Annotated in this window: 21 protein-coding genes; 12 read left to right on the top strand and 9 right to left on the bottom strand. The window is 52.4% G+C overall.

What is annotated here, in order from left to right; translation table 11 throughout:
• The coding region (locus tag ABF287_RS11980) for a DNA repair protein RecO C-terminal domain-containing protein (RefSeq protein WP_347185236.1) at window positions 1–380 on the top strand (380 nt) is incomplete at its 5' end.
• On the opposite strand, the gene ABF287_RS11975 is transcribed toward ABF287_RS11980, so the two are convergent.
• Complete coding sequence (locus ABF287_RS11975; protein WP_347185235.1) at window positions 377–2,050, bottom strand: acyl-CoA dehydrogenase family protein; 1,674 nt, start codon at window positions 2,048–2,050, stop codon at window positions 377–379. The two genes, ABF287_RS11980 and ABF287_RS11975, sit on opposite strands and share 4 nt — an antisense overlap.
• 173 nt (window positions 2,051–2,223) lie before the next feature.
• Here ABF287_RS11975 and ABF287_RS11970 point away from each other — a divergent pair, with 173 nt between their 5' ends.
• Window positions 2,224–2,994 carry a sulfite exporter TauE/SafE family protein gene (locus tag ABF287_RS11970; protein WP_347185234.1) on the top strand — a complete coding sequence of 257 codons (771 nt, stop codon included), beginning with the start codon at window positions 2,224–2,226 and terminating at the stop codon, window positions 2,992–2,994.
• Between the two features lie 72 nt (window positions 2,995–3,066).
• Here the strand turns inward: ABF287_RS11970 and ABF287_RS11965 are convergent, their stop codons facing one another.
• The gene (locus ABF287_RS11965; RefSeq protein ID WP_347185233.1) at window positions 3,067–4,665 is read right to left on the bottom strand and encodes a phosphoenolpyruvate carboxykinase; all 1,599 of its coding nucleotides are present in this window, start codon (window positions 4,663–4,665) and stop codon (window positions 3,067–3,069) included.
• A 407-nt stretch (window positions 4,666–5,072) separates the two neighbouring features.
• On the opposite strand from ABF287_RS11965, the gene ABF287_RS11960 reads away from it, so the two are divergent.
• From ABF287_RS11960 to ABF287_RS11930, 7 genes are read left to right on the top strand one after another with little or no spacing between them, the layout of a single operon-like run.
• On the top strand, window positions 5,073–5,774 hold the full coding sequence (locus ABF287_RS11960; protein ID WP_347185232.1) for a response regulator transcription factor: 702 nt from the start codon (window positions 5,073–5,075) through the stop codon (window positions 5,772–5,774).
• A 35-nt stretch (window positions 5,775–5,809) separates the two neighbouring features.
• A complete protein-coding gene (locus tag ABF287_RS11955; protein ID WP_347185231.1) occupies window positions 5,810–7,501 on the top strand; it encodes an ATP-binding protein in 1,692 nt (563 codons plus the stop codon).
• 39 nt (window positions 7,502–7,540) lie between these two features.
• A complete protein-coding gene (locus tag ABF287_RS11950) occupies window positions 7,541–8,020 on the top strand; it encodes a hypothetical protein (protein ID WP_347185230.1) in 480 nt (159 codons plus the stop codon).
• Between the two features lie 8 nt (window positions 8,021–8,028).
• Window positions 8,029–8,952, top strand: a complete 924-nt coding sequence (gene rapZ, locus ABF287_RS11945) for an RNase adapter RapZ (protein ID WP_347185229.1) — start codon at window positions 8,029–8,031, stop codon at window positions 8,950–8,952.
• Complete coding sequence (locus tag ABF287_RS11940) at window positions 8,949–9,341, top strand: PTS fructose transporter subunit IIA (RefSeq protein WP_347185228.1); 393 nt, start codon at window positions 8,949–8,951, stop codon at window positions 9,339–9,341. The genes rapZ and ABF287_RS11940 overlap by 4 nt, the downstream gene beginning before the upstream one ends.
• A 16-nt stretch (window positions 9,342–9,357) precedes the next feature.
• Window positions 9,358–9,633, top strand: a complete 276-nt coding sequence (locus ABF287_RS11935) for an HPr family phosphocarrier protein (protein WP_347185227.1) — start codon at window positions 9,358–9,360, stop codon at window positions 9,631–9,633.
• Between the two features lie 29 nt (window positions 9,634–9,662).
• Entirely contained in the window at window positions 9,663–10,544 is an 882-nt protein-coding gene (locus ABF287_RS11930; RefSeq protein ID WP_347185226.1) for a lysophospholipid acyltransferase family protein, read from the top strand.
• Window positions 10,545–10,555: 11 nt separating this feature from the next.
• On the opposite strand, the gene ABF287_RS11925 is transcribed toward ABF287_RS11930, so the two are convergent.
• A complete protein-coding gene (locus ABF287_RS11925) occupies window positions 10,556–11,431 on the bottom strand; it encodes a 3-hydroxybutyryl-CoA dehydrogenase (protein ID WP_347185225.1) in 876 nt (291 codons plus the stop codon).
• Window positions 11,432–11,602: 171 nt separating this feature from the next.
• Between ABF287_RS11925 and ABF287_RS11920 the strand changes: the two genes are divergently transcribed.
• Window positions 11,603–12,430 carry a DUF6473 family protein gene (locus ABF287_RS11920; protein WP_347185224.1) on the top strand — a complete coding sequence of 276 codons (828 nt, stop codon included), beginning with the start codon at window positions 11,603–11,605 and terminating at the stop codon, window positions 12,428–12,430.
• Between the two features lie 98 nt (window positions 12,431–12,528).
• Here the strand turns inward: ABF287_RS11920 and ABF287_RS11915 are convergent, their stop codons facing one another.
• The 6 genes from ABF287_RS11915 to ABF287_RS11890 all read right to left on the bottom strand — a co-directional run bounded on the left by ABF287_RS11915 (window position 12,529) and on the right by ABF287_RS11890 (window position 16,717).
• Window positions 12,529–13,449: an FAD-binding protein gene (locus ABF287_RS11915; RefSeq protein WP_347185223.1), complete on the bottom strand. Its 921-nt coding sequence runs from the start codon at window positions 13,447–13,449 to the stop codon at window positions 12,529–12,531.
• Entirely contained in the window at window positions 13,449–14,201 is a 753-nt protein-coding gene (locus tag ABF287_RS11910; protein ID WP_347185222.1) for an electron transfer flavoprotein subunit beta/FixA family protein, read from the bottom strand. Before ABF287_RS11910 ends, ABF287_RS11915 begins: the two co-directional genes overlap by 1 nt.
• A gap of 140 nt (window positions 14,202–14,341) precedes the next feature.
• Window positions 14,342–14,914 carry a cob(I)yrinic acid a,c-diamide adenosyltransferase gene (locus tag ABF287_RS11905; RefSeq protein WP_347185221.1) on the bottom strand — a complete coding sequence of 191 codons (573 nt, stop codon included), beginning with the start codon at window positions 14,912–14,914 and terminating at the stop codon, window positions 14,342–14,344.
• Between the two features lie 11 nt (window positions 14,915–14,925).
• Window positions 14,926–15,123, bottom strand: coding sequence for a twin transmembrane helix small protein (locus ABF287_RS11900; protein WP_347185220.1), 198 nt, complete (start codon window positions 15,121–15,123; stop codon window positions 14,926–14,928).
• 117 nt (window positions 15,124–15,240) lie between these two features.
• Window positions 15,241–16,068, bottom strand: a complete 828-nt coding sequence (locus ABF287_RS11895) for an SDR family NAD(P)-dependent oxidoreductase (protein ID WP_347185219.1) — start codon at window positions 16,066–16,068, stop codon at window positions 15,241–15,243.
• 79 nt (window positions 16,069–16,147) lie between these two features.
• Complete coding sequence (locus ABF287_RS11890) at window positions 16,148–16,717, bottom strand: SH3 domain-containing protein (protein WP_347185218.1); 570 nt, start codon at window positions 16,715–16,717, stop codon at window positions 16,148–16,150.
• A gap of 172 nt (window positions 16,718–16,889) precedes the next feature.
• Here ABF287_RS11890 and ABF287_RS11885 point away from each other — a divergent pair, with 172 nt between their 5' ends.
• Window positions 16,890–19,247, top strand: coding sequence for a DNA topoisomerase IV subunit A (locus tag ABF287_RS11885; RefSeq protein ID WP_347185217.1), 2,358 nt, complete (start codon window positions 16,890–16,892; stop codon window positions 19,245–19,247).
• Between the two features lie 378 nt (window positions 19,248–19,625).
• Window positions 19,626–19,722: GTP-binding protein (locus ABF287_RS11880; RefSeq protein ID WP_284223729.1), on the top strand; the 97-nt coding region annotated here is incomplete at its 3' end.

Genomic DNA, 19,722 nt, shown 5'->3' with positions numbered 1-19,722 from the left:
TCGATCCGAATTGGCCGCTCGACTACCTGCAATGGGAATTGTCTTTGTTGGAAGAGCTTGGGTTTGGCATGGATTTGTCATCCTGCGCCGTGACGGGTGAGCTTGATGAGCTGATTTATGTATCGCCCAAGACTGGGCGTGCTGTGAGCCGCAAGGGGGCAGGGGAGTGGGCCGATCGGTTGTTGCCCTTGCCGCAATGTATGCTGGGGCAGGCGTCGCTTGAGTACCGCGAAATTGCGCGAGGCTTGGAAACCACAGGGCACTTCTTGACACGGTTCGCAAATGAGATGGGCGACAAGCCAATGCCTGTCGCCCGTGATCGCTTTATAGATCGATTGTTGAAATCAGCAGCACTTGAGCCGCCTAGATTTGAAGGTTAGCTCAACAAGCGGCGGGTGATGACCTGCGCTTGAATTTCTCCTGCACCCTCAAAGATATTGAGAATGCGCGCGTCACACAGGATGCGGCTGATCTGGTATTCCATCGCAAAACCGTTGCCCCCGTGAATTTGCAACGCGTTGTCGGCTGCAGACCATGCAACCCGTGCGCCCAGCAATTTGGCCATGCCAGCTTCGACGTCGCAACGTTGATCGCTGTCTTTCTTGGCCGCTGAGAAATACGTGAGTTGGCGTGCAACCATGATCTCAACGGCCATCATAGCAAGCTTGCCAGACACTCGTGGGAACGCGATGAGTGATTTGTCGAACTGCTTGCGATCAATGGCGTATTGCATGCCAACTTCCAAGGCGTTTTGCGCCACACCAATGGCGCGTGCTGCCGTTTGGATGCGTGCCGACTCGAAGGTCTGCATAAGCTGCTTGAAACCTTGCCCTTCAACGCCGCCAAGCAAGTTGTTAGCGTCTACTTTAAAGCCGTCAAACCCCAGTTCGTATTCTTTCATGCCACGGTAGCCGAGCACCTCTATTTCGCCGCCAGACATGCCGTCTGTTGGGAAATCCGACGTGTCGTTCATCGGCTCTTTTTCCGCCAAGAACATCGACAGGCCTTTGTAGTCTGTCGTGGTTGGGTCTGTGCGTGCGAGCATCGTCATGACATGCGCCCGGGCCGCGTGGGTAATCCACGTTTTGTTGCCAGTCACTGTGTAGGTCTCGCCGTCTTTTACCGCGCGCGTGCGCAATGCCCCAAGATCAGAGCCAGTGTTGGGTTCGGTGAACACGGCCGTTGGCAAGATTTCGGCGGACGAAATTTTAGGAAGCCACGTTTGTTTTTGCTCTTCGGTTCCGCCGCACAAGATCAGCTCAGCTGCGATTTCAGAGCGTGTGCCCAAAGAGCCTACGCCAATGTAGCCACGGGACAATTCCTCTGACACCACAACCATTGCCGCCTTTGGAAAACCAAACCCGCCGAATTCTTCGGGGATGGTGAGACCGAAGACGCCGAGCTCAGCCAGTTCTTCGATGATCTCCATCGGGATCAATTCGTCGTTGAGATGCCAGTCATGCGCATGCGGCACAACGCGGTCATCTGAGAAGCGGCGGAACTGTTCGCGGATCATTTCCAAATCATCGTCGAGGCCTGTTTTGCCGAAGGTGGCATGGCCTGCGTTGTCTTGCATCAGTTCAACAAGTCGGGTGCGTGCTTCAACGGTATTGCCTTCGAGCATCAGTTTTGAGGCTTCTGGATGGCTTGGCTGCACCAACCCAAGACCAAGATCACACAGACGCGCCATTTCGCCTTGGTTCATCGGAATGCCACCGTAAATTTGGCTGATGTACTCGCCAAATGCGATCTGATGGATCAATTGTTCCATCTCGCCAAAAGTACCTGTCTCGGTCAGCTTTTCGGCCCAAGCCTGCATCTGGCGCAGCGCTTCGACGTAAGTTGCGAGCCACGCAAGACTGTGGGCAGCGGTCTGGTTTGCCTCAATCTTGGCGCTTGAAATTTTCCCGTCCACAAGGAACTCGGCGCGCAACGCAGCGCGCGCGCGTTCATAGAGCGCTGTCATCTTTGGCATGACCGCTGTGGTTAGAACCATCAGGTCAGGCAAAATTGCGGGTTTCATTTGCATATCATGTCCGTCAAGGGCCATCGGGACTCTCCTACTCTCTGTGTGAGCATAGCTTTAGACCCTTTGCACCCGCAGCGCAATAAAAATTCGCAAAAAGGTTATTATAAGAACTAAAGTGTCGCGATGAATTATGTCGTGTGCATTTCACTTGAGCACGGTAGTTTGGCAATATCTTTTGACAATGAGAGCTGCTCATGGACCTTATTTTTAACGACCTTTCGGCCATCGCGATTGTTTTTGCGATTGCTATCACCTTGCTCGCTGGCTTCATAAAAGGGGCAACGGGCTTTGCTTTGCCGATGATTATGGTCTCTGGTTTGGCAACGATTCTTCCCCCAGATGTTGCAATTGCAGCATTGATTGTGCCGACCGTGGTCTCGAATGTCTGGCAATCTTTGCGGGGTGGGGGAATCGGTGCGGCCGTCAATATTGCAGGCCGGTACAAACTCTACATCGTGACATTGTTGGTTGTGGTGATCATCACGGCTCAACTGGTGTCTGCGATGTCTCAAAATGCGATCCTTTTGACGATCGGATTTCCGATCACCTTGTTGGCGCTCGTCTTGTTGTCCGGCAAGTCGTTTTCCGTAAGCGAGGGTGGCCGCAAAATCACAGATGTCATCGTGGGCACGATATCTGGGTTCCTTGGTGGACTGGCGGGCATCTGGGGGCCATTGACGGTGATGTATCTCACCGCGCTGGACACGCCCAAAAAGGATCAAGTGCGCGTTACTGGCGTTATCTTTGGTGCAGGCGCTGTGGTGCTGGGGCTGTCGCATTTGAAATCGGGGTTGTTGAACGCGCAAACGATACCGTTGTCGTTGTTCATGATCATCCCAGTGTTGATCGGGCAGACCTTGGGCAATCGCCTGCAGGATCGTCTGGATCAGAAGAAATTCAAACGGCTGACGCTGTTGGTTCTTGTCGTGGCGGGTCTTAACTTGATCCGTCGTGGCTTGATGTAAATCAGGACAGCCAAACGCAACAAAAAAGGCGCGCTCAAATGGCGCGCCTTTTTCTATAATTTGTGACGGAGTTTAGCCGATTGCTGCGGCTTTAACGTCTTCGTCGATGTAGTCGACGTATTGTTCAAAGTTGTCAGAGAACATTGAGACAAGCTTTTCAGCCTGCGCATCATAGGCGTCTTTGTCGTTCCACGTGCGACGTGGGTCGAGCAAGATGTCAGCAACACCTGCAACAGCCACTGGCACATCAAAGCCAAAGTTCTCGTCCTTGCGGAATTCAACCTCAGCCAAAGATCCGTCCAAAGCCGCTGTCAACAAGTTGCGTGTTGCTTTGATTGGCATGCGTGAGCCAGTGCCGTAAGCGCCGCCAGTCCAGCCTGTGTTGACCAACCAGCATGTGGCGCCGTGTTTTGCGATCTTGTCACGCAACAGGTTGCCGTAAGCTTCTGGACGACGCGGCATGAATGGCGCGCCAAAACAGGTTGAGAACGTCGGAATAGGCTCAACAACGCCAACTTCTGTGCCCGGTGTTTTGGACGTGAAGCCAGACAAGAAGTGGTACATCGCTTGCGCCGGTGTCAAACGCGCGATTGGAGGCAAAACACCAAACGCGTCACATGTGAGCAAGATGATGTTTTTTGGGTGACCACCAAGAGCTGTCTCAGACGCGTTGGAAATGTAGTCCAACGGGTAGGCGCAACGCATGTTGTCCGTCAAAGAGTTGTCTTCGAAATCCAATTCTTTGGTGTGCTCGTTGAACACCATGTTTTCGATCACTGTGCCGAACTTAGACGTTGTGGCGAAGATTTCTGGCTCTGCTTCAGCGGACAAGTTGATGGTCTTGGCGTAGCAGCCACCTTCAAAGTTGAACGTACCGCGCTCGGACCAGCCGTGTTCGTCATCGCCAATCAAGATACGGGATGGATCAGCAGACAAAGTCGTTTTGCCTGTGCCAGACAGACCAAAGAAGATCGCCGTGTCGACAGGATTGTTTGGCGCGTGGTTTGCAGAACAGTGCATCGCCATGACGCCTTTGCCAGGCAAAATGTAGTTGAGCAGTGTGAAGACTGATTTCTTGTTCTCACCAGCGTACTCAGTGCCACCAATCAAGATGATTTTTTTCTCAAAGTTCATCGCGATGACAGTCTCAGAACGACACCCATGCTTTTCAGCGTCGGCTTTAAACGTTGGACAGTTGATGATGGTGAAGTCTGCAACAAAGCCGTCAAGCTCTGTCAACGCAGGGCGACGCAACATTGTGCGGATGAATTGGGAATGCCAAGCAAGCTCGGTTACAACGCGCACATCCAAACGGTGTGCAGGGTCGGCGCCACCAAAGAGATCCTGAACAAAGTAATCCTTGCCCTTCATGTGCTCCAGCATGTCGGCGTACAAAACGTCAAACGCCTCTGGCGCCATCGGTGTGTTGTTTTCCCACCAAATCGTGTCTTCAACATCTTTGGTGCGGACAACAAACTTATCTTTTGGTGACCGACCAGTGTGTTTTCCAGTTGTCACAAGCAGCGCACCACCTTGGCCAAGTGAACCTTCGCCGCGCTTGAGTGCCTCTTCGACAAGGGCTGGCTCAAGCAGGTTGTAATAGACGTTTCCAAGTCCGTTGATGCCTTGAGTGTCCAGTGTGAAATCTGGGTTCACGCGTCCAGTTGTCATCTTGCAAGCTCCCCCGTCGCTGATCAGCGACGTCTCTATGAGGTCAGTATTCGCGAATGGGCCTTCGCGGTCAGCCACCGGATCGGGGCCGATAGGTGAGCCTATAACATGCATGAGCGAGCCGTAAACAGGACGCGAGGGCACAGTTAGCGCAACCATTGTTGTTTTAGCGCAAACAGTTAGCGCGATCATCGAGATGTTAGCGCAAACGCATCCTGTGCCCTTAGCGCGCCTTCAATTTTCAGAAGCGAAATTTGGTCAAATGAATCGCATTAGTCATTCATTGAGTGTTTTGGACTTTACTCAAATTACTGCGGATCAAGCGATTCGTATCGGACGCGTCAGCTTCGGTCAAAGCCGAAGGGCGCAAGATAAACAGACCGATGAGCATTTAAAGGAACACACACATGTCGCGGATCGCATTGGTGGATGACGACAGAAATATTTTGGCTTCAGTCTCGATCACTCTTGAGGCGGAGGGCTTCGAAGTTGAAACGTATAACGATGGCCAATCCGCGCTGGATGCCTTCAATATTCGATTGCCTGATATGGCTGTTTTTGACGTGAAAATGCCCCGTATGAACGGAATGGATCTCCTGCAACGCGTGCGCCAGAAGTCAAAGATGCCAGTCATCTTTTTAACCTCGAAAGATGATGAAATAGACGAAATTTTAGGTCTACGCCTCGGGGCCGATGACTACATCAAAAAGCCTTTTTCCCAACGGCTATTGATCGAACGCATTCGCGTTCTGCTTCGGAGAAAAGAGGCGCTATCTGGTGCCAAAATTGTGGAGACAGGCGATGCAACGGTACTGACCTGTGGTGATTTATCTATGGACCCACAGCGCCACGCAGTGACTTGGCGTGGGGCCGACGTTTCCTTAACCGTGACTGAATTCTTGTTGCTTCAAGCCTTGGCAGAGCGCCCTGGATTCGTGAAATCTCGGGATCAGCTCATGGATGTGGCGTACGACGATCAAGTCTATGTAGATGATCGCACGATCGACAGTCACATCAAGCGACTGCGCAAAAAAATGCGCATGGCAGACGCCGAGTTTTCAGCAATCGAGACGCTGTATGGCATCGGCTATAGATACAATGAAGTGTAGGTGTTTTAGCCAATTCAGGCGATCGGCGACCCAGTATGCTGCTTGAGAATCTAAGTGAATCAAATGCTGTTGCCGTGCCCCACACAGCTTCCAACGCGACACCGAGTAAGCGCGCGCTGCCGACTACTTTTGACATAAATCGATCTCCGCTCGCATTTAGAATTGTGGTTCTAAACTTGGTCACAGTTCTTTTGATGGGGCTAGGCATTATTTACCTCACCTCGGCACGCGACAGCTTCGTTCAGCAGCGCGAAATGGCGATGATTACTGAAGCAACATTAATCGCTGACAGATTTCAATTGGCTGCAGAACAAGACGGCGCTTTGGCGGCGCTCAGCCCCGACGGCAGTGGCGCGGATGTGCTCGTAAACTTCGCAATTCCTTCGAGAGAAAGTGTCTTTATCTACAATGCGCGTGGAAAATTGATTTCCTCAACTTCAGGCGTAAACAAAGAGGTTTTCACGAAAATAAGTGGGACGAGTTCAAATCATGAAACCCCAATGTTTTGGGGTGTGTTCGAGTGGCTACGAGATCTAAGATGGTTTGGGCAGCAGCGTGATGAAGGCCCTATTATGTCATCGGGGGACTCTATTGCCAGTGCTCTCGTTCAACGTGGCTTGAACGGAGAGCTTTACGCGCTCTCGGAGCCTAATCAATCCGGCTCCGTGGTATCGTCCGTTGTGGCGCCAATTCGCATTGACGTCGCGGGGTCATTGAAAACGATCGGTGTCGTTGGGGTGTTGTCCAATCAAAACGACGTCGATAGTTTTGTCGGCACTCTGCATAAAAAAATCCTGCATATTTTCGCGGCAGCCGCGCTCGTCTCGATTGTTTTAAGCCTTGTCCTTGCCTCAACAATTGCCAGCCCATTGGCGGATCTCGCCGCTGCGGCTGACATGAGACGAGACGCAAAAAATCGCTCAGCGTCACCTGAGCGCGTGCACATTCCAGACTTAAGTGGGCACTCCGACGAAATTGGTCGATTGTCTACGGCAATGCGGGACATGGTGTCTGCGCTACATGATCGTATAGACGCAAACGAACAATTCGCATCGGACGTTGCACATGAACTTAAAAACCCGTTGGCCAGCTTACGCTCTGCGGTCGGGTCGTTGCGCATCGTGAAAAAGGAGGAGCATCGCCAAAAGTTGTTTGATGTGCTCGATCATGATGTCAGGCGCATGGACCGACTTGTTTCAGACATTTCAAATGCCTCGCGTTTGGATAGCGAGTTGGTGAAAGAAGACGAAGAACAGTTTGATCTCGTCAAAACGCTAGGAAACCTCGCCGAATACATGTCCCAAGGCGCGAAAGAGCAAGGTATCGAGTTCATTGTGGATCTGCCAAGAAGGCCAGTGTTTTTGAATGGTCTTGAGGCGCGTTTGGCGCAAGTGTTTGTGAACTTGATTGCCAATGCGACGTCTTTTTGTGACGAAGGCGATGCCGTTAAGATCTGGGCCCGCAAGCGCGGCGGTCGGGTTTTGATCGTTGTTGAGGACACTGGGCGTGGCATTCCTGAAGGCGCGCTCTCAAAAGTCTTTGAGCGGTTTTATTCTGAGCGCCCAGAAGGGCAGTTTGGCAATAATTCAGGGCTTGGTTTGGCAATTTCCAAACAGATTGTCGAAGCGCACGGTGGTGTTATTTGGGCAGAAAATATCTGTCCGCACGAGACCGATATCACATCTGACCCTTTGGGGGCGCGATTTGTGGTGGGCTTGCCTGTGTGACAAAAGCAGTAGATACAGGATTATGGTGCAACTGAAAATGTGCACGATATTGTTTTGACAGCACTGGAGGTTGTCGTGGCGCGCTCCGACTTTAAACCTACGATCATTCACGCCAGTTGTGTCGCGATGCGACCGCAAAACGGCGTACTGATTGTCGGTGCCTCTGGAAGCGGAAAGTCGTCGCTGGCGTTGATGATGATGTCACTTGGTGCATGTTTGGTCGCTGATGACCGAACCCAGCTAACTCAATCAGAAAATGGTGGCGGGCTTGTCGCGCGCGCTCCAGACAATATTCAACATTTGATCGAGGCGCGTGGGGTCGGTTTGCTGAATGCGATGGCGATGGAAGAATGTACAATTCAAGCGGTTGTAGACCTAGATAAGCAAGAAGATGAGCGCCTGCCCCCAATGCGCACGCGCAAACTTCTTGGACACGACATTCCAGTACACTATCGGGTCGATGCACCATACTTTGCTGCGGCTTTGGTTCAGCTTTTAAAAGAGGGGCGCTACGCGTAGAATTCGTTATGGACCGAGATGATACTTTGCAAACGAAAGATCAGAGGCTGGTTGTCTTGGTGACGGGCCCCTCTGGAGCGGGGCGTTCCACTGCGATCAACGTGTTGGAAGATCTTGACTATGAGGTCATCGACAATATTCCCTTGTCGATTATTCCAAAGTTGTTGGATGCCTCGTCGTCTGGTCGTCCGCTCGTGCTGGGTTTGGACGTTCGAAATCGTGACTTTTCTGTTTCGGGCCTGATCGAGCTTGTGGATTCAATTGGGTCAAACGAGCAGTTCGAGGCGACGGTTCTGTACCTTGATTGTACCGACGAAGTGCTCTCGCGGCGTTATTCCGAGACTCGTCGCCGGCACCCGCTTGCGCCCGCAGAAACAGCCCAAGCTGGAATCGCGCGCGAGCAAGATTTACTTGTTCCAATTCGTGCGCGCGCGGACATCTTGATCGACACCTCGGTTATGAGCCCGCACGAGCTGCGGGACGAAATCGAACGGTGGTTTTCAATCGGGAAACATGCGCCAATGGCTGTGTCCGTGCATTCGTTTTCGTACAAACGTGGAATGCCGCGCGGGCTTGATATGGTGTTCGATGTGCGATTTTTGAAAAACCCGTATTGGGAGGTGTCCTTGCGCGATCTCAATGGTCAAGACGAGGCGGTGCAAAGCCATGTTATGACCGACGAACGCTATGATGCGTTTTTCAATAAGGTGCTAGAACTTACACTTTTGCTGTTGCCTGCCTATCTAGAAGAAGGGAAGCGGCACCTGTCGATCGCTTTTGGGTGTACCGGAGGGCAACATAGATCGGTTGCTTTGGTGGAAAACCTGTCAAAGGCTCTTGCGAAACATGATTGGCAAGTGTCAATAAGGCACAGGGAGTTGGAGCGGCGACAAATTGGTGTGCCGCAGAACGTGTCGAGGACGAAGGCTTGATCGGAATTGTCATTGTAGCACATGGTGGACTGGCGAAAGAGTATCTCGCCGCGATTGAGCATGTTGTTGGCCCGCAGGCTAGCATGAAAGCTATTTCAATCGAACCCGACCATGACCGTCAGGCGAAGCAATCCGAAATTTGCGCGGCAGCGGACATCGTTGACGAAGGGGATGGCGTGGTCGTGGTGACTGACATGTTTGGCGGAAGCCCGTCGAACTTGTCGCTCTTGGCATGCAATCCCGACAATCGAAAAATTATTTACGGTGCCAACTTGCCTATGCTGATCAAGCTTGCCAAGTCGCGCCACAAAACTGTTGCGGACGCGGTGCAATCCGCTCTGTCCGCTGGCCGAAAGTACATTGATAGCTTTGAGGCCTCTGGCAAATAAATTTAGGGAGTGAGACATGTCATCTGACGTGCGAACACATGAAATTTTGAACGTCAAAGGATTGCACGCTCGTGCATCTGCCAAGTTCGCCGAGCTGGTCGAAAACTATGACGCTACGGCAATTGTTGAGAAAGATGGCTTGGACGCTGGCGGTGACAGTATCATGGGGCTTTTGATGTTGGCAGCTTCCAAAGGAACATCTATTGAGGTGACAACCAAAGGTACAGATGCTGTGGCACTGGCCGATGCGCTTGAAGCTTTAATCAAAGACCGGTTTGGCGAGGGGATGTAAGCCTCGCGCTATGGCCGAATGAGGACAGTATGGAACAAGACAATCAGGCGATCACACCACCCAAAGCTGGGGACCCTGATTTCGAGCGCTATGATGCACGTCGGTTGTCTTATGCTGGAACGTTTTCGGATCCCTCTAAAGTCGTCATTATTCGTACAGTTGAGTGGCTGACAGGAAAATTACCGTTGCTGCGCCGTATTCGGCGGTTCGAAAAAATGGGTGCGCCTAATGGTCAGCCGTTTTTCACCCAAGCGCTGGAAGTGATGGGGATCGAAGTTAAAACCCCCTCCGAACAAGTCGCCAAAATCCCAAAGACAGGGCCGGTTGTTGTTGTGGCAAACCACCCGCACGGTTTGGTCGATGGTTTGGTGATGGCGGAGCTCATCGGCAAAGTGCGCACAGACTACAAGATCCTCACGCGCTCCCTTTTGACTGGGATTCAAGAAATTGATCCCTTTATGTTGCCGGTTCCGTTCCCGCACGAGAAAGATAGCCACCGTAAATCAATTTTAATGCGCAATGAGGCGATGGATCATCTCAAGGCCGGTGGCGTGATTATTTTGTTTCCAGCGGGCGCGGTGTCGACATCTGAGACTTGGTTTGGGCCAGTTAAAGAAAAACCATGGAACCCGTTTACAGCGAAGATGGTATTGAAATCAGGCGCACAGGTCGTGCCGATCTACTTCCCTGGCCGCAATACGCGCCTGTACCAAATTGCAGATAAAGTGTCCGCGACGATCCGTCAGGGACTATTGCTGCATGAGATTGTTCACGCTCTCAACAAATCCCAATCGCCCGTGATCGGTGACCCTTTGTCGCCTGATGACTTCGGGGAGTGGAAATCCAAACCTGGTGGGTTCATGGATTGGCTGCGCAGCCACACGCTTGCTTTGGGTGGCCGCACAGACTGATCGTTATCGTCTTAGCGTGTCGGAACAGGGGTCTCACCACTGTAGTCATAAAACCCGCGTTTGGTTTTGCGCCCAAGCCAGCCCGCTTCGACATATTTTGTAAGCAGCGGACAAGGGCGATATTTGGTGTCCGCAAGCCCGTCATAGAGCACATTCATAATCGCCAGACAGGTGTCGAGCCCGATGAAATCCGCCAGTTCCAGCGGCCCCATTGGCTGGTTCGCGCCAAGCTTGAGAGACTGGTCGATAGAGGTGACCGAACCCACCCCCTCATACAGCGTATAGACAGCTTCGTTGATCATCGGCACCAAGATGCGATTGACGATGAAACCGGGGAAATCTTCTGCACTGGCGGAAATTTTGCCGAGGCTTTCCACCACTTGAAGCATGGCTTGATAGGTTTCGTCATCCGTTGCAATGCCGCGGATCAGCTCCACCAGCTTCATCACGGGCACGGGGTTCATGAAATGAAACCCCATGAACTTTTCTGGTCGATCCGTGCGTGAGGCCAAGCGTGTAATTGAAATAGACGATGTATTTGATGTCAAAATTGTCGTTGGTTTCAGGTGCGGCTGGAGCTGTTCAAAAATTGCGTTTTTGACATCTTCGCGCTCGGTCGCCGCCTCGATCACGAGGTCGCATTGCCCCAGATCTTCCAGCGACAAGGTCGTCGTGATCCGCGCCATGGTCGCGTCCATGTCACTTTGGCTGATTTTTTCCTTACTCACTTGGCGGGCTAAGTTTTTGTCGATTGTCGCGATGGCCTTTTCAAGCCCCTCTGCCGAGATGTCGTTCAACAGAACGTCGTACCCCGCGAGGGCAAAAACATGGGCGATCCCATTGCCCATTTGTCCCGCTCCAACGATGCCAACCTTGGAAATTTTCATATCAACGCGCTCCTTGTGCTGATGTTGACCATAGCCAGCATCCCGTACGCTTCAAGACATGAAACCCTCAGACAGTATGCAAAATCTTATGATGCCGAGAGTTTAGTCTTTTGAAACTTGTTTCTGCGAGTTTCAAACTCGAACGAACCAACCATTCAATGGATGATTGATATGGCCTACCACACTGCAGCCGATGCCGCCCTGTCCTACCAGCCCTGCCGGTATGGCGAGTCGCGGATTGATTTTCGTGGACCACAAAAGGATTTGCAGAGCCCCTACATCGCCTTTGTTGGCGGGAGTGAAACCTACGGCAAATTTGTTGAAACGCCGTATTGCGACAGAGTTGGACAAGACGTTGGGAAAACCGCCGTCAATCTTGGTTATATCAATGCAGGCGTGGACGTTTTTCTAAAAGATACGGGTGCACTGAACATTTGCACGAATGCCGAAACGGTGGTGCTTGAGGTGCTGGGTGCACAAAACATGTCAAACCGATTGTACACCGTGCACCCACGCCGGAATGACCGGTTTTTACGCGCGTCGACCTTGTTGAAAACGATTTATGCGGATGTTGATTTTATCGAGTTTAACTTCACGCGGCACTTGCTGAAAAAACTCGAAGCCAATGACGCGGATAAATTCGAACTGGTGCGACAAGAACTCAAGAACGCGTGGGTCGCGCGGATGAAAACCTTGATCCAAACCCTGCCAAATAATGTTGTACTTTTGTGGATGTCAGATCACGGCCCAGATGATGTGGAGGCCAGTGCGCGTACCGAAGGTGATCCGCTTTTTGTTGATCGCGATATGCTCGAACAGCTGCGCCCTCTGGTCAAAGATATTGTCGAAGTGACGGCGTGTCAGGACGATATTGATCAAGGCTATGACCAGATGCTGTTTTCGGAACTCGAGGCCCTGTCGGCGCGAGAAATGCTTGGCCCTGTTGTTCAGGCCAAGACTGCGAAGGCGCTTTCAGCTGCCTTATTATCGCAGGCGTAACGATTGATCTTGTTAGTGTGTAACGATTGATCTTGTTAAAATGACAGTGGCCCACCATTTGGCGGGCCACTGTTTTATACGTTAGATGTTTGAAAGCCTTACAGCTTTTCAATCAACTCAGGCACAGCTTGGAACAGATCTGCGACCAATCCGAAGTCCGCAACTTGGAAAATCGGTGCTTCTTCGTCTTTGTTGATCGCAACAATAACTTTACTGTCTTTCATGCCGGCAAGGTGCTGGATCGCACCGGAAATGCCAACCGCGACGTAAAGCTCAGGTGCAACAACTTTACCTGTTTGGCCGACTTGAAGGTCATTCGCAGCAAAACCGCTATCGACCGCTGCACGAGATGCGCCAACCGCACCACCAAGCTTGTCAGCAAGTGTTTCGATCAATGCGAAATCATCCTCAGAACCAACGCCACGACCACCAGACACAACCACACCGGCTGATGTCAATTCTGGGCGATCGCTTTCAGCGACCTCGTCGCTCACATGCGCAGAAAGGCCCGCATCGCCAGCACCAGAAGCCGCTTCTACAGCAGCAGCGCCACCGTCGGCAGCCAGATCAAATGTAGATGTGCGGAATGTGATCACTTTGATCGCATCAGACGTCTTCACAGTTTGAACCGCGTTGCCTGCATAGACTGGGCGCTTGAACGTGTCAGCGTCGACAATTTCGATCACGTCAGACAAAACCATCACGTCCAAAAGTGCCGCCGCGCGTGGCAGGACGTTTTTTGCGATTGAAGTGGATGGTGCCGTGATGTGGCTAAAGTCGCCCGCAAGGCTAACAATCAATGCGGCGACGTTTTCAGCCAAAGCATTTGCGTATGCAGCGTCATCAGCGTGTAACACTTTGGAAACACCCGCGATCTTTGCGGCTTCTTCTGCTGCGGCTGCAGGGCCGCAAACCAGCAAAGTCACATCACCAATTTGACCAGAGGCAGTGACAGCTTTCGATGTTGCGTCCAGCGCCAACGCGCCGCCCACAATTTCTGCAAGACAAAGTACAGCCATTAGACAAGGCCTCCTTCTTTGAGTTTCGCAACCAATTCATCCACAGAGCCAACGATAATGCCAGCTTCGCGCCCAGCGGGCTCTTCCGTGGTGACGATGGTGTGGCGTGGTGTGATGTCGACACCAAGATCGTCGGCGGATTTTTCATCCAACGGCTTTTTCTTGGCTTTCATGATGTTTGGCAAAGATGCGTAGCGCGGTTCATTCAAGCGCAGGTCGGCTGTAACGATCGCTGGAAGTTTAACAGAAATTGTCTGCAAACCGCCGTCCACTTCGCGTGTGACAACAGCCGCGCCGTCTTCGATTTTGACGGCAGAGGCAAAGGTCGCTTGGCCCCAGCCCAAGAGAGCTGCAAGCATCTGACCTGTCGCGTTCATGTCGTTGTCGATGGCTTGTTTGCCAGCAATAACCAATTCAGGAGCTTCTTCGTCAATGACGGCTTTCAGCAGCTTTGCGACTGCCAATGGTTCAATGTCGACGCCTTGATCAGTGGTAATCAAGATCGCGCGATCCGCACCCATAGCCATGGCCGAGCGCAGGGTATCAGTGGATTTTTTCTCACCGATAGACACGACCACAACCTCAGTGGCGACGCCTGCTTCTTTCAGACGGATCGCTTCTTCAACAGCGATCTCATCGAATGGATTCATCGACATTTTTACGTTGGCAAGATCGACGCCAGTGCCGTCGGATTTAACTTTGACCTTAACATTGTAATCAATCACGCGCTTAACAGGTACAATCACCTTCATGCGTCTACTCCCTTAGATTAAAACTGCACGCTTGTGTGCAGTGTCAAAAACTATCTGAGGCAGTTTATGACGTGTCTTTACATAAAGAAACACCCCAAAACGCGACGTTTTTGCTGAAGCAACGTACCGTTTCTTGGGAGTTATCGGTTGGCTCCAGGCACCCAAAGTACGTCATTTTCGCCGTTATTATTGGCCACACGAGAGGCCACAAAAAACCAATCAGATAAACGGTTTAGGTACATAACAGTTGCCATGTTAACGTCTTCCGAAGTGGACAGGTCAACTGTAAGGCGTTCTGCCCGACGTGCGACGGTGCGACACAGGTGCAAATGTGCCGCCAGTGGGGTGCCTCCTGGCAAAACAAACGAACGAAGCGATTGGAGACTCGCATTCATCGCGTCAATTTCCGTTTCGATTCGGGTCACTTGACTGTCGATAACACGCAATGGGGCGTATTCCGCTTCGCTGTCTTTTTCCATATGTGGGCGGCACAAATCGGCGCCTAGGTCGAACAGATCATTCTGTATGCGCGCGAGTGCCAAGTCCATATCGTCTGAAGCATGCAAGCGTGCCATTCCGACGGTGGAGTTCAGTTCGTCGACCGTTCCATAGGCGTCTACGCGTGTGGCGAATTTTGCAACACGGCTGCCATCCCCAAGTGCGGTTTCGCCTTTGTCGCCGGTGCGGGTGTAAATTTTGTTGAGAACAACCATGATTCAGCCCCTTATTTGCGCAATGCGACGAAGGCGACCACAATGATAACGACAACAAGCTGCGCCAGAATGCGGTACTGCATCATTTTGTTGGACTTTTTCGCGCCATCAGGGCCTCCGCGCCCCATAAAGCTGATGCCTCGGGCGAGGATAAGCGACACGACCACACAGCCGACAATCACGATGATGAAAAGGGGATCACTTTGCATAATACGGTCCTTTGCTTAAACGCGTAACAATCCACATAGCGTGTCTTTGGGGAAAACCAAACATCCTAAGTCATTTGCTCGACAATCTGTCACATCACGAATGCCGCGTTGAACGACTTAGGCTTTGGCTGAAAAGGCGTCCAGAACTGCGGTTGGCAACAGGCGGCGCGCGATTGCTGCGATCCACGTGGGTATAGTGACATAGTAATGCGCGCGCGGGCGATCTGAGTTGAGCGCTTTGATAAGCACATCCGTGACTGCCTCAGGCCCACGTTCAAACCGATCCGGTTTCTTGTGAGCATCATAAAGGCGCGGCACCAATTTTGTGCGGTATTCTTCGGCGCGCGCAGACGCTTTCCAATCAATCCAAGTGTCGAATGCTTTGCGCGCATTGAGGCGAAAATCGCTGGTGATCGGACCGGGTTCAATGCTGACGATATGAATGCCGGTGCCACGCATCTCAAGACGCAACGTATCTGTCAGGCCTTCCAGTGCAAATTTCGAAGAAATATACGCGCCGCGCCAAGGGATCGCGACGAGGCCCAGAACTGAACTGCATTGAATGATATGGCCATGACCTTGAGCGCGCATAACCGGAATGACGCGGCGGGTTAGGTCGTGCCAGCCAAAGAAATTAGCTTCAAAGTTTTGGCGCAGCGCATCTACGGGAAGGTCTTCGACTGCTGCGGGAATAGTGTTGGCGCCGTTATTGTAGAGCGCATCAAGCGTGCCGCCGGTCAGCGTCATGGCTTGTGTGAACGCGGCTTCGATGGATTTCGGGTCCTCATAATCGAGAACAAAACTCTCAAGGCCTTCGTCTTGTAGTCGCGCGCAGTCTTCGGGCTTGCGGCATGTCGCCAAGACACGCCATCCTTGCGCTTTGAGCGTATGCGCCGCGTGGTAGCCAATGCCAGAGGAGCAGCCGGTAATAAGAATAGTGCGCATTGAGTACCCTTTTTCTACACCCGCGAAGAGGGTGGCGCGGCTCAGATAGGTCTGAGCGCTTGAAAGGGCAAAGTGCGGATTAGCTGACGGGTGTCAAGAACTGTGCTGACATGTAGCCTTCGATACCGTCACCTTCGACGACAATTTTGACCCAATCGTTGTCTGCGCGTGCAACCACACGCACGACCTCAGCGCGGACGACTTGCCCGAGAACAGCATTTGAAGTGGACGGGCCAGAGCGCACATTGACGCGATTTGCGGTGACTTTGCTTAGAAGAACTTCTTCGTCTTGCGTGTTTTTGTCAGCTTGCGTCTTTATCAAGGCTGCAAGCTTGGCAGGGTCCGCCACAGTTGTGGTCGCCACGAACTGATCCGCAGCGTCAAGCGCCACTGGGGTAAAGCTAGCCAGTTGTGCGGTTGTGATATTCGGGGTCTTGACGGTGTCTTCCTTGAGATGCGCCAAAGTTGCGACATATGTTGGCGCGCGCTTGGAGGCATCTTCGAAAGGGGCCGTGATCATTGTAACGACAGACGTGCGTTGCGCGCGCAGGGCATCCAGCTCCGCCTTTTCATCCGATGACAATTCGCCACCAAAGGTCAAGAATGAAGCCATGAGACCAATGAGAGTTAGAATTGAAAGGCGCAGCATAATCGTTCCCCTAAACACACTTGTTGAAATGGTGTTCTACACAGTTGCATTTGGGTTGTTGCGGGGAAAAAGGGCTTAGATTTCCCTCACCATCGCCCCGAATAGCACGGTTGTTGCGATCACAGGTGGAACACGTCTTGCCCGCCACGGGCGGCGCTTGTATCACTGAAACATGAGCAGTGATTTGACAGACGAAAATGGTGGCCAGCCCAATGGCGCTGGCGAAACCCAAGAGAGATTGCGCGACGCCATTGGCGAGCGGTATCTGACCTACGCGCTTTCGACAATTATGCATCGTGCATTGCCCGATGCGCGCGATGGTCTAAAGCCCGTGCATCGCCGTATTTTGTACGCCATGCGCGAATTGCGCCTGTCCTCTAACGGGGGCTTTCGTAAATCGGCTAAGATTTCTGGCGACGTGATGGGCAACTATCACCCGCATGGTGATGCAGCGATCTATGACGCGATGGCGCGTTTGGCCCAAGACTTTAACGTGCGCTATCCGCTCGTGCATGGTCAGGGGAACTTTGGCAACATTGACGGCGATAACCCTGCTGCGTCGCGCTACACTGAAGCGCGCATGACAGCGGCCGCTGAGGCCTTGCTTGAAGGCCTGAACGAGGATGCCGTCAATTTTCGCCCCAACTATGATGGCACGCTGACCGAACCTGAAGTTCTGCCTGCAGCCTTTCCGAACCTGCTTGCAAACGGGTCGACCGGCATTGCGGTTGGTATGGCGACGAACATTCCACCGCACAACGTGGTCGAATTGGTTGATGCAAGCTTGCACATGATCAAAACGCCGGATGTGCGGGACGAAACACTGTTGAATTACGTCAAAGGGCCAGACTTCCCGACCGGTGGTGTGATCGTCGAATCCAAGGAAAGCATGGCCAAAACTTATGCCACGGGACGCGGATCATTCCGTCTGCGCGCCAAGTGGGAAGTAGAAGATTTGGGACGCGGACTTTGGCAAATCGTTGTCACCGAAATCCCGTATCAAGTCGCCAAGTCCAAACTGATCGAAAAAATCGCTGAGTTGATCCAGACCAAAAAGGTTCCGATCCTTGGTGACGTTCGTGATGAAAGCACCGAAGATGTGCGCCTGATTTTGGAACCGAAATCGAAAAACGTCGATCCAGACATGTTGATGAACACGCTGTTCCGCAATTCCGATTTGGAAACGCGGTTCTCGATGAACATGAACGTGTTGATCGATGGGCGCACGCCCAAAGTCTGTTCGCTTAAAGAAGTGCTGCGCGCCTTCTTGGATCACCGCCAAGACGTGTTGTTGCGCCGCTCGCAGCATCGTTTGGAAAAAATCGACCACCGCTTGGAGGTCTTGCGCGGCTTTATCATCGCGTTCCTCAATCTGGACCGTGTGATTGATATCATCCGCTATGACGACGACCCCAAAAAGGCTTTGATGGCCGAGGTTTGGGGGCGCGACGTTGCCCGTGCAATGACCGAAGCCGACTATGTGTCGCCGTTGCCTGCGGCTGAAGGCGTGGGCGAGTTGTCCGAAGTGCAGGCCGAAGCCATTTTGAACATGCGTTTGCGCAGCTTGCGCCGCTTGGAAGAAATGGAATTGGTGCGTGAACGGGACGCTCTGCTGCTTGAACGCGCTGGGCTGGCGGAGCTTTTGGCGAACGCTGATGTGCAGTGGGTGCGGATTTCCGAAGAGCTTAAGGACATCAAAAAGCGCTTCGGCAAAGACTATGAGCGCGGCCATCGTTTGACGCAATTCTCTGAGGCCAAAGAGGTCGAAGACGTGCCGCTTGAAGCGATGATCGAACGCGAGCCGATCACTGTTGTGTGTTCTGAAATGGGTTGGATACGTGCCATGTCAGGGCACATTGATTTGACCCGCGAGCTGAAATTCAAAGACGGCGATGGGCCGCGCTTTATTTTCCATGCCGAAACCACGGATCGATTGTTGCTTGTGGGCTCGAATGGGCGCGTTCTGACGCTGTCTGCGGCCAACCTGCCAGGTGGGCGCGGCATGGGCGAGCCGGTGCGACTGATCGTGGACCTGCCCAACGAAGCTGAAATCGTTGATCTTTTGGTTCATAAGCCGGGTGAAAAGCTGTTGTTTGCGTCCAGCGCGGGCGACGGGTTCGTCGTGGCTGAAAATGACATCATTGCGCAAACTCGCACGGGCAAGCAGGTGCTCAACGTCAAAGACGGTGCCGTCGCTGCCTGCGTCCGGCGCGTTGCTGGTGACCATGTTGCAGTGGTTTCCAAAAACCGTCGCTTCCTTGTCTTCCCGATTTCCGAAGTGCCGGAACTTGGGCGTGGCAAAGGCGTGCGTTTGCAAAAGTACAGTCAAGCGCGGGGGGCTCAAGGCACGCTCGAACTCGATGGCGGTCTCAGCGATATCACCACCTTCAATCTGGAAGATGGGCTGAGCTGGACCATGGGGGGCGGCAACACCCGCACCGAAAAAGATCTGTCTCAATGGATTGGCAAGCGGGCAGGGGTTGGCAAACAACCACCACACGGATTCCCGCGCGACAATAAGTTTGGCTAGTCAAATATGGACTGAGAAAAAGGGCGCATATCTGTTGCGCCCTTTTTGCGTTTTAGGGATTTCGACAACCTTAGAGATTTGGCGTGATTCGCGAAGTGGCCGACGCTGGATCGATTGCTTCTCATTGTGCGCTGAAGCGAGGCGTGGCGCGTGATGATCGGCTCAAGACCCGTACTGTGCTAAAAGTTGCAAGAATTGTGACATTTAGCTGTTCAGAATTCTGCAATTCGTCGCTGGAATGGGGGTTCTTGCATCAGATCGCGCCGAACCAGAGGCAAATGTCAACTGGTGCTTGATTTTATGTCTCGAAAACAATAATTAGCCCGCGATGATAATACGGGCCATGTCGGCCCCTTCTTGGATAAAGGCGCCTAAGATATGGCTAAGGAAAAGTTCGAGCGTAATAAACCGCACTGTAACATCGGCACAATCGGCCACGTTGACCACGGTAAGACAACGTTGACAGCTGCGATTA

It is taken from the genome of Pacificibacter sp. (assembly GCF_039769035.1).
Taxonomy (GTDB): Bacteria; Pseudomonadota; Alphaproteobacteria; order Rhodobacterales; family Rhodobacteraceae; genus Celeribacter.
Note: the sequence above shows the minus strand (reverse complement) of the source record. Positions and strands in the feature narration are given on the sequence as shown.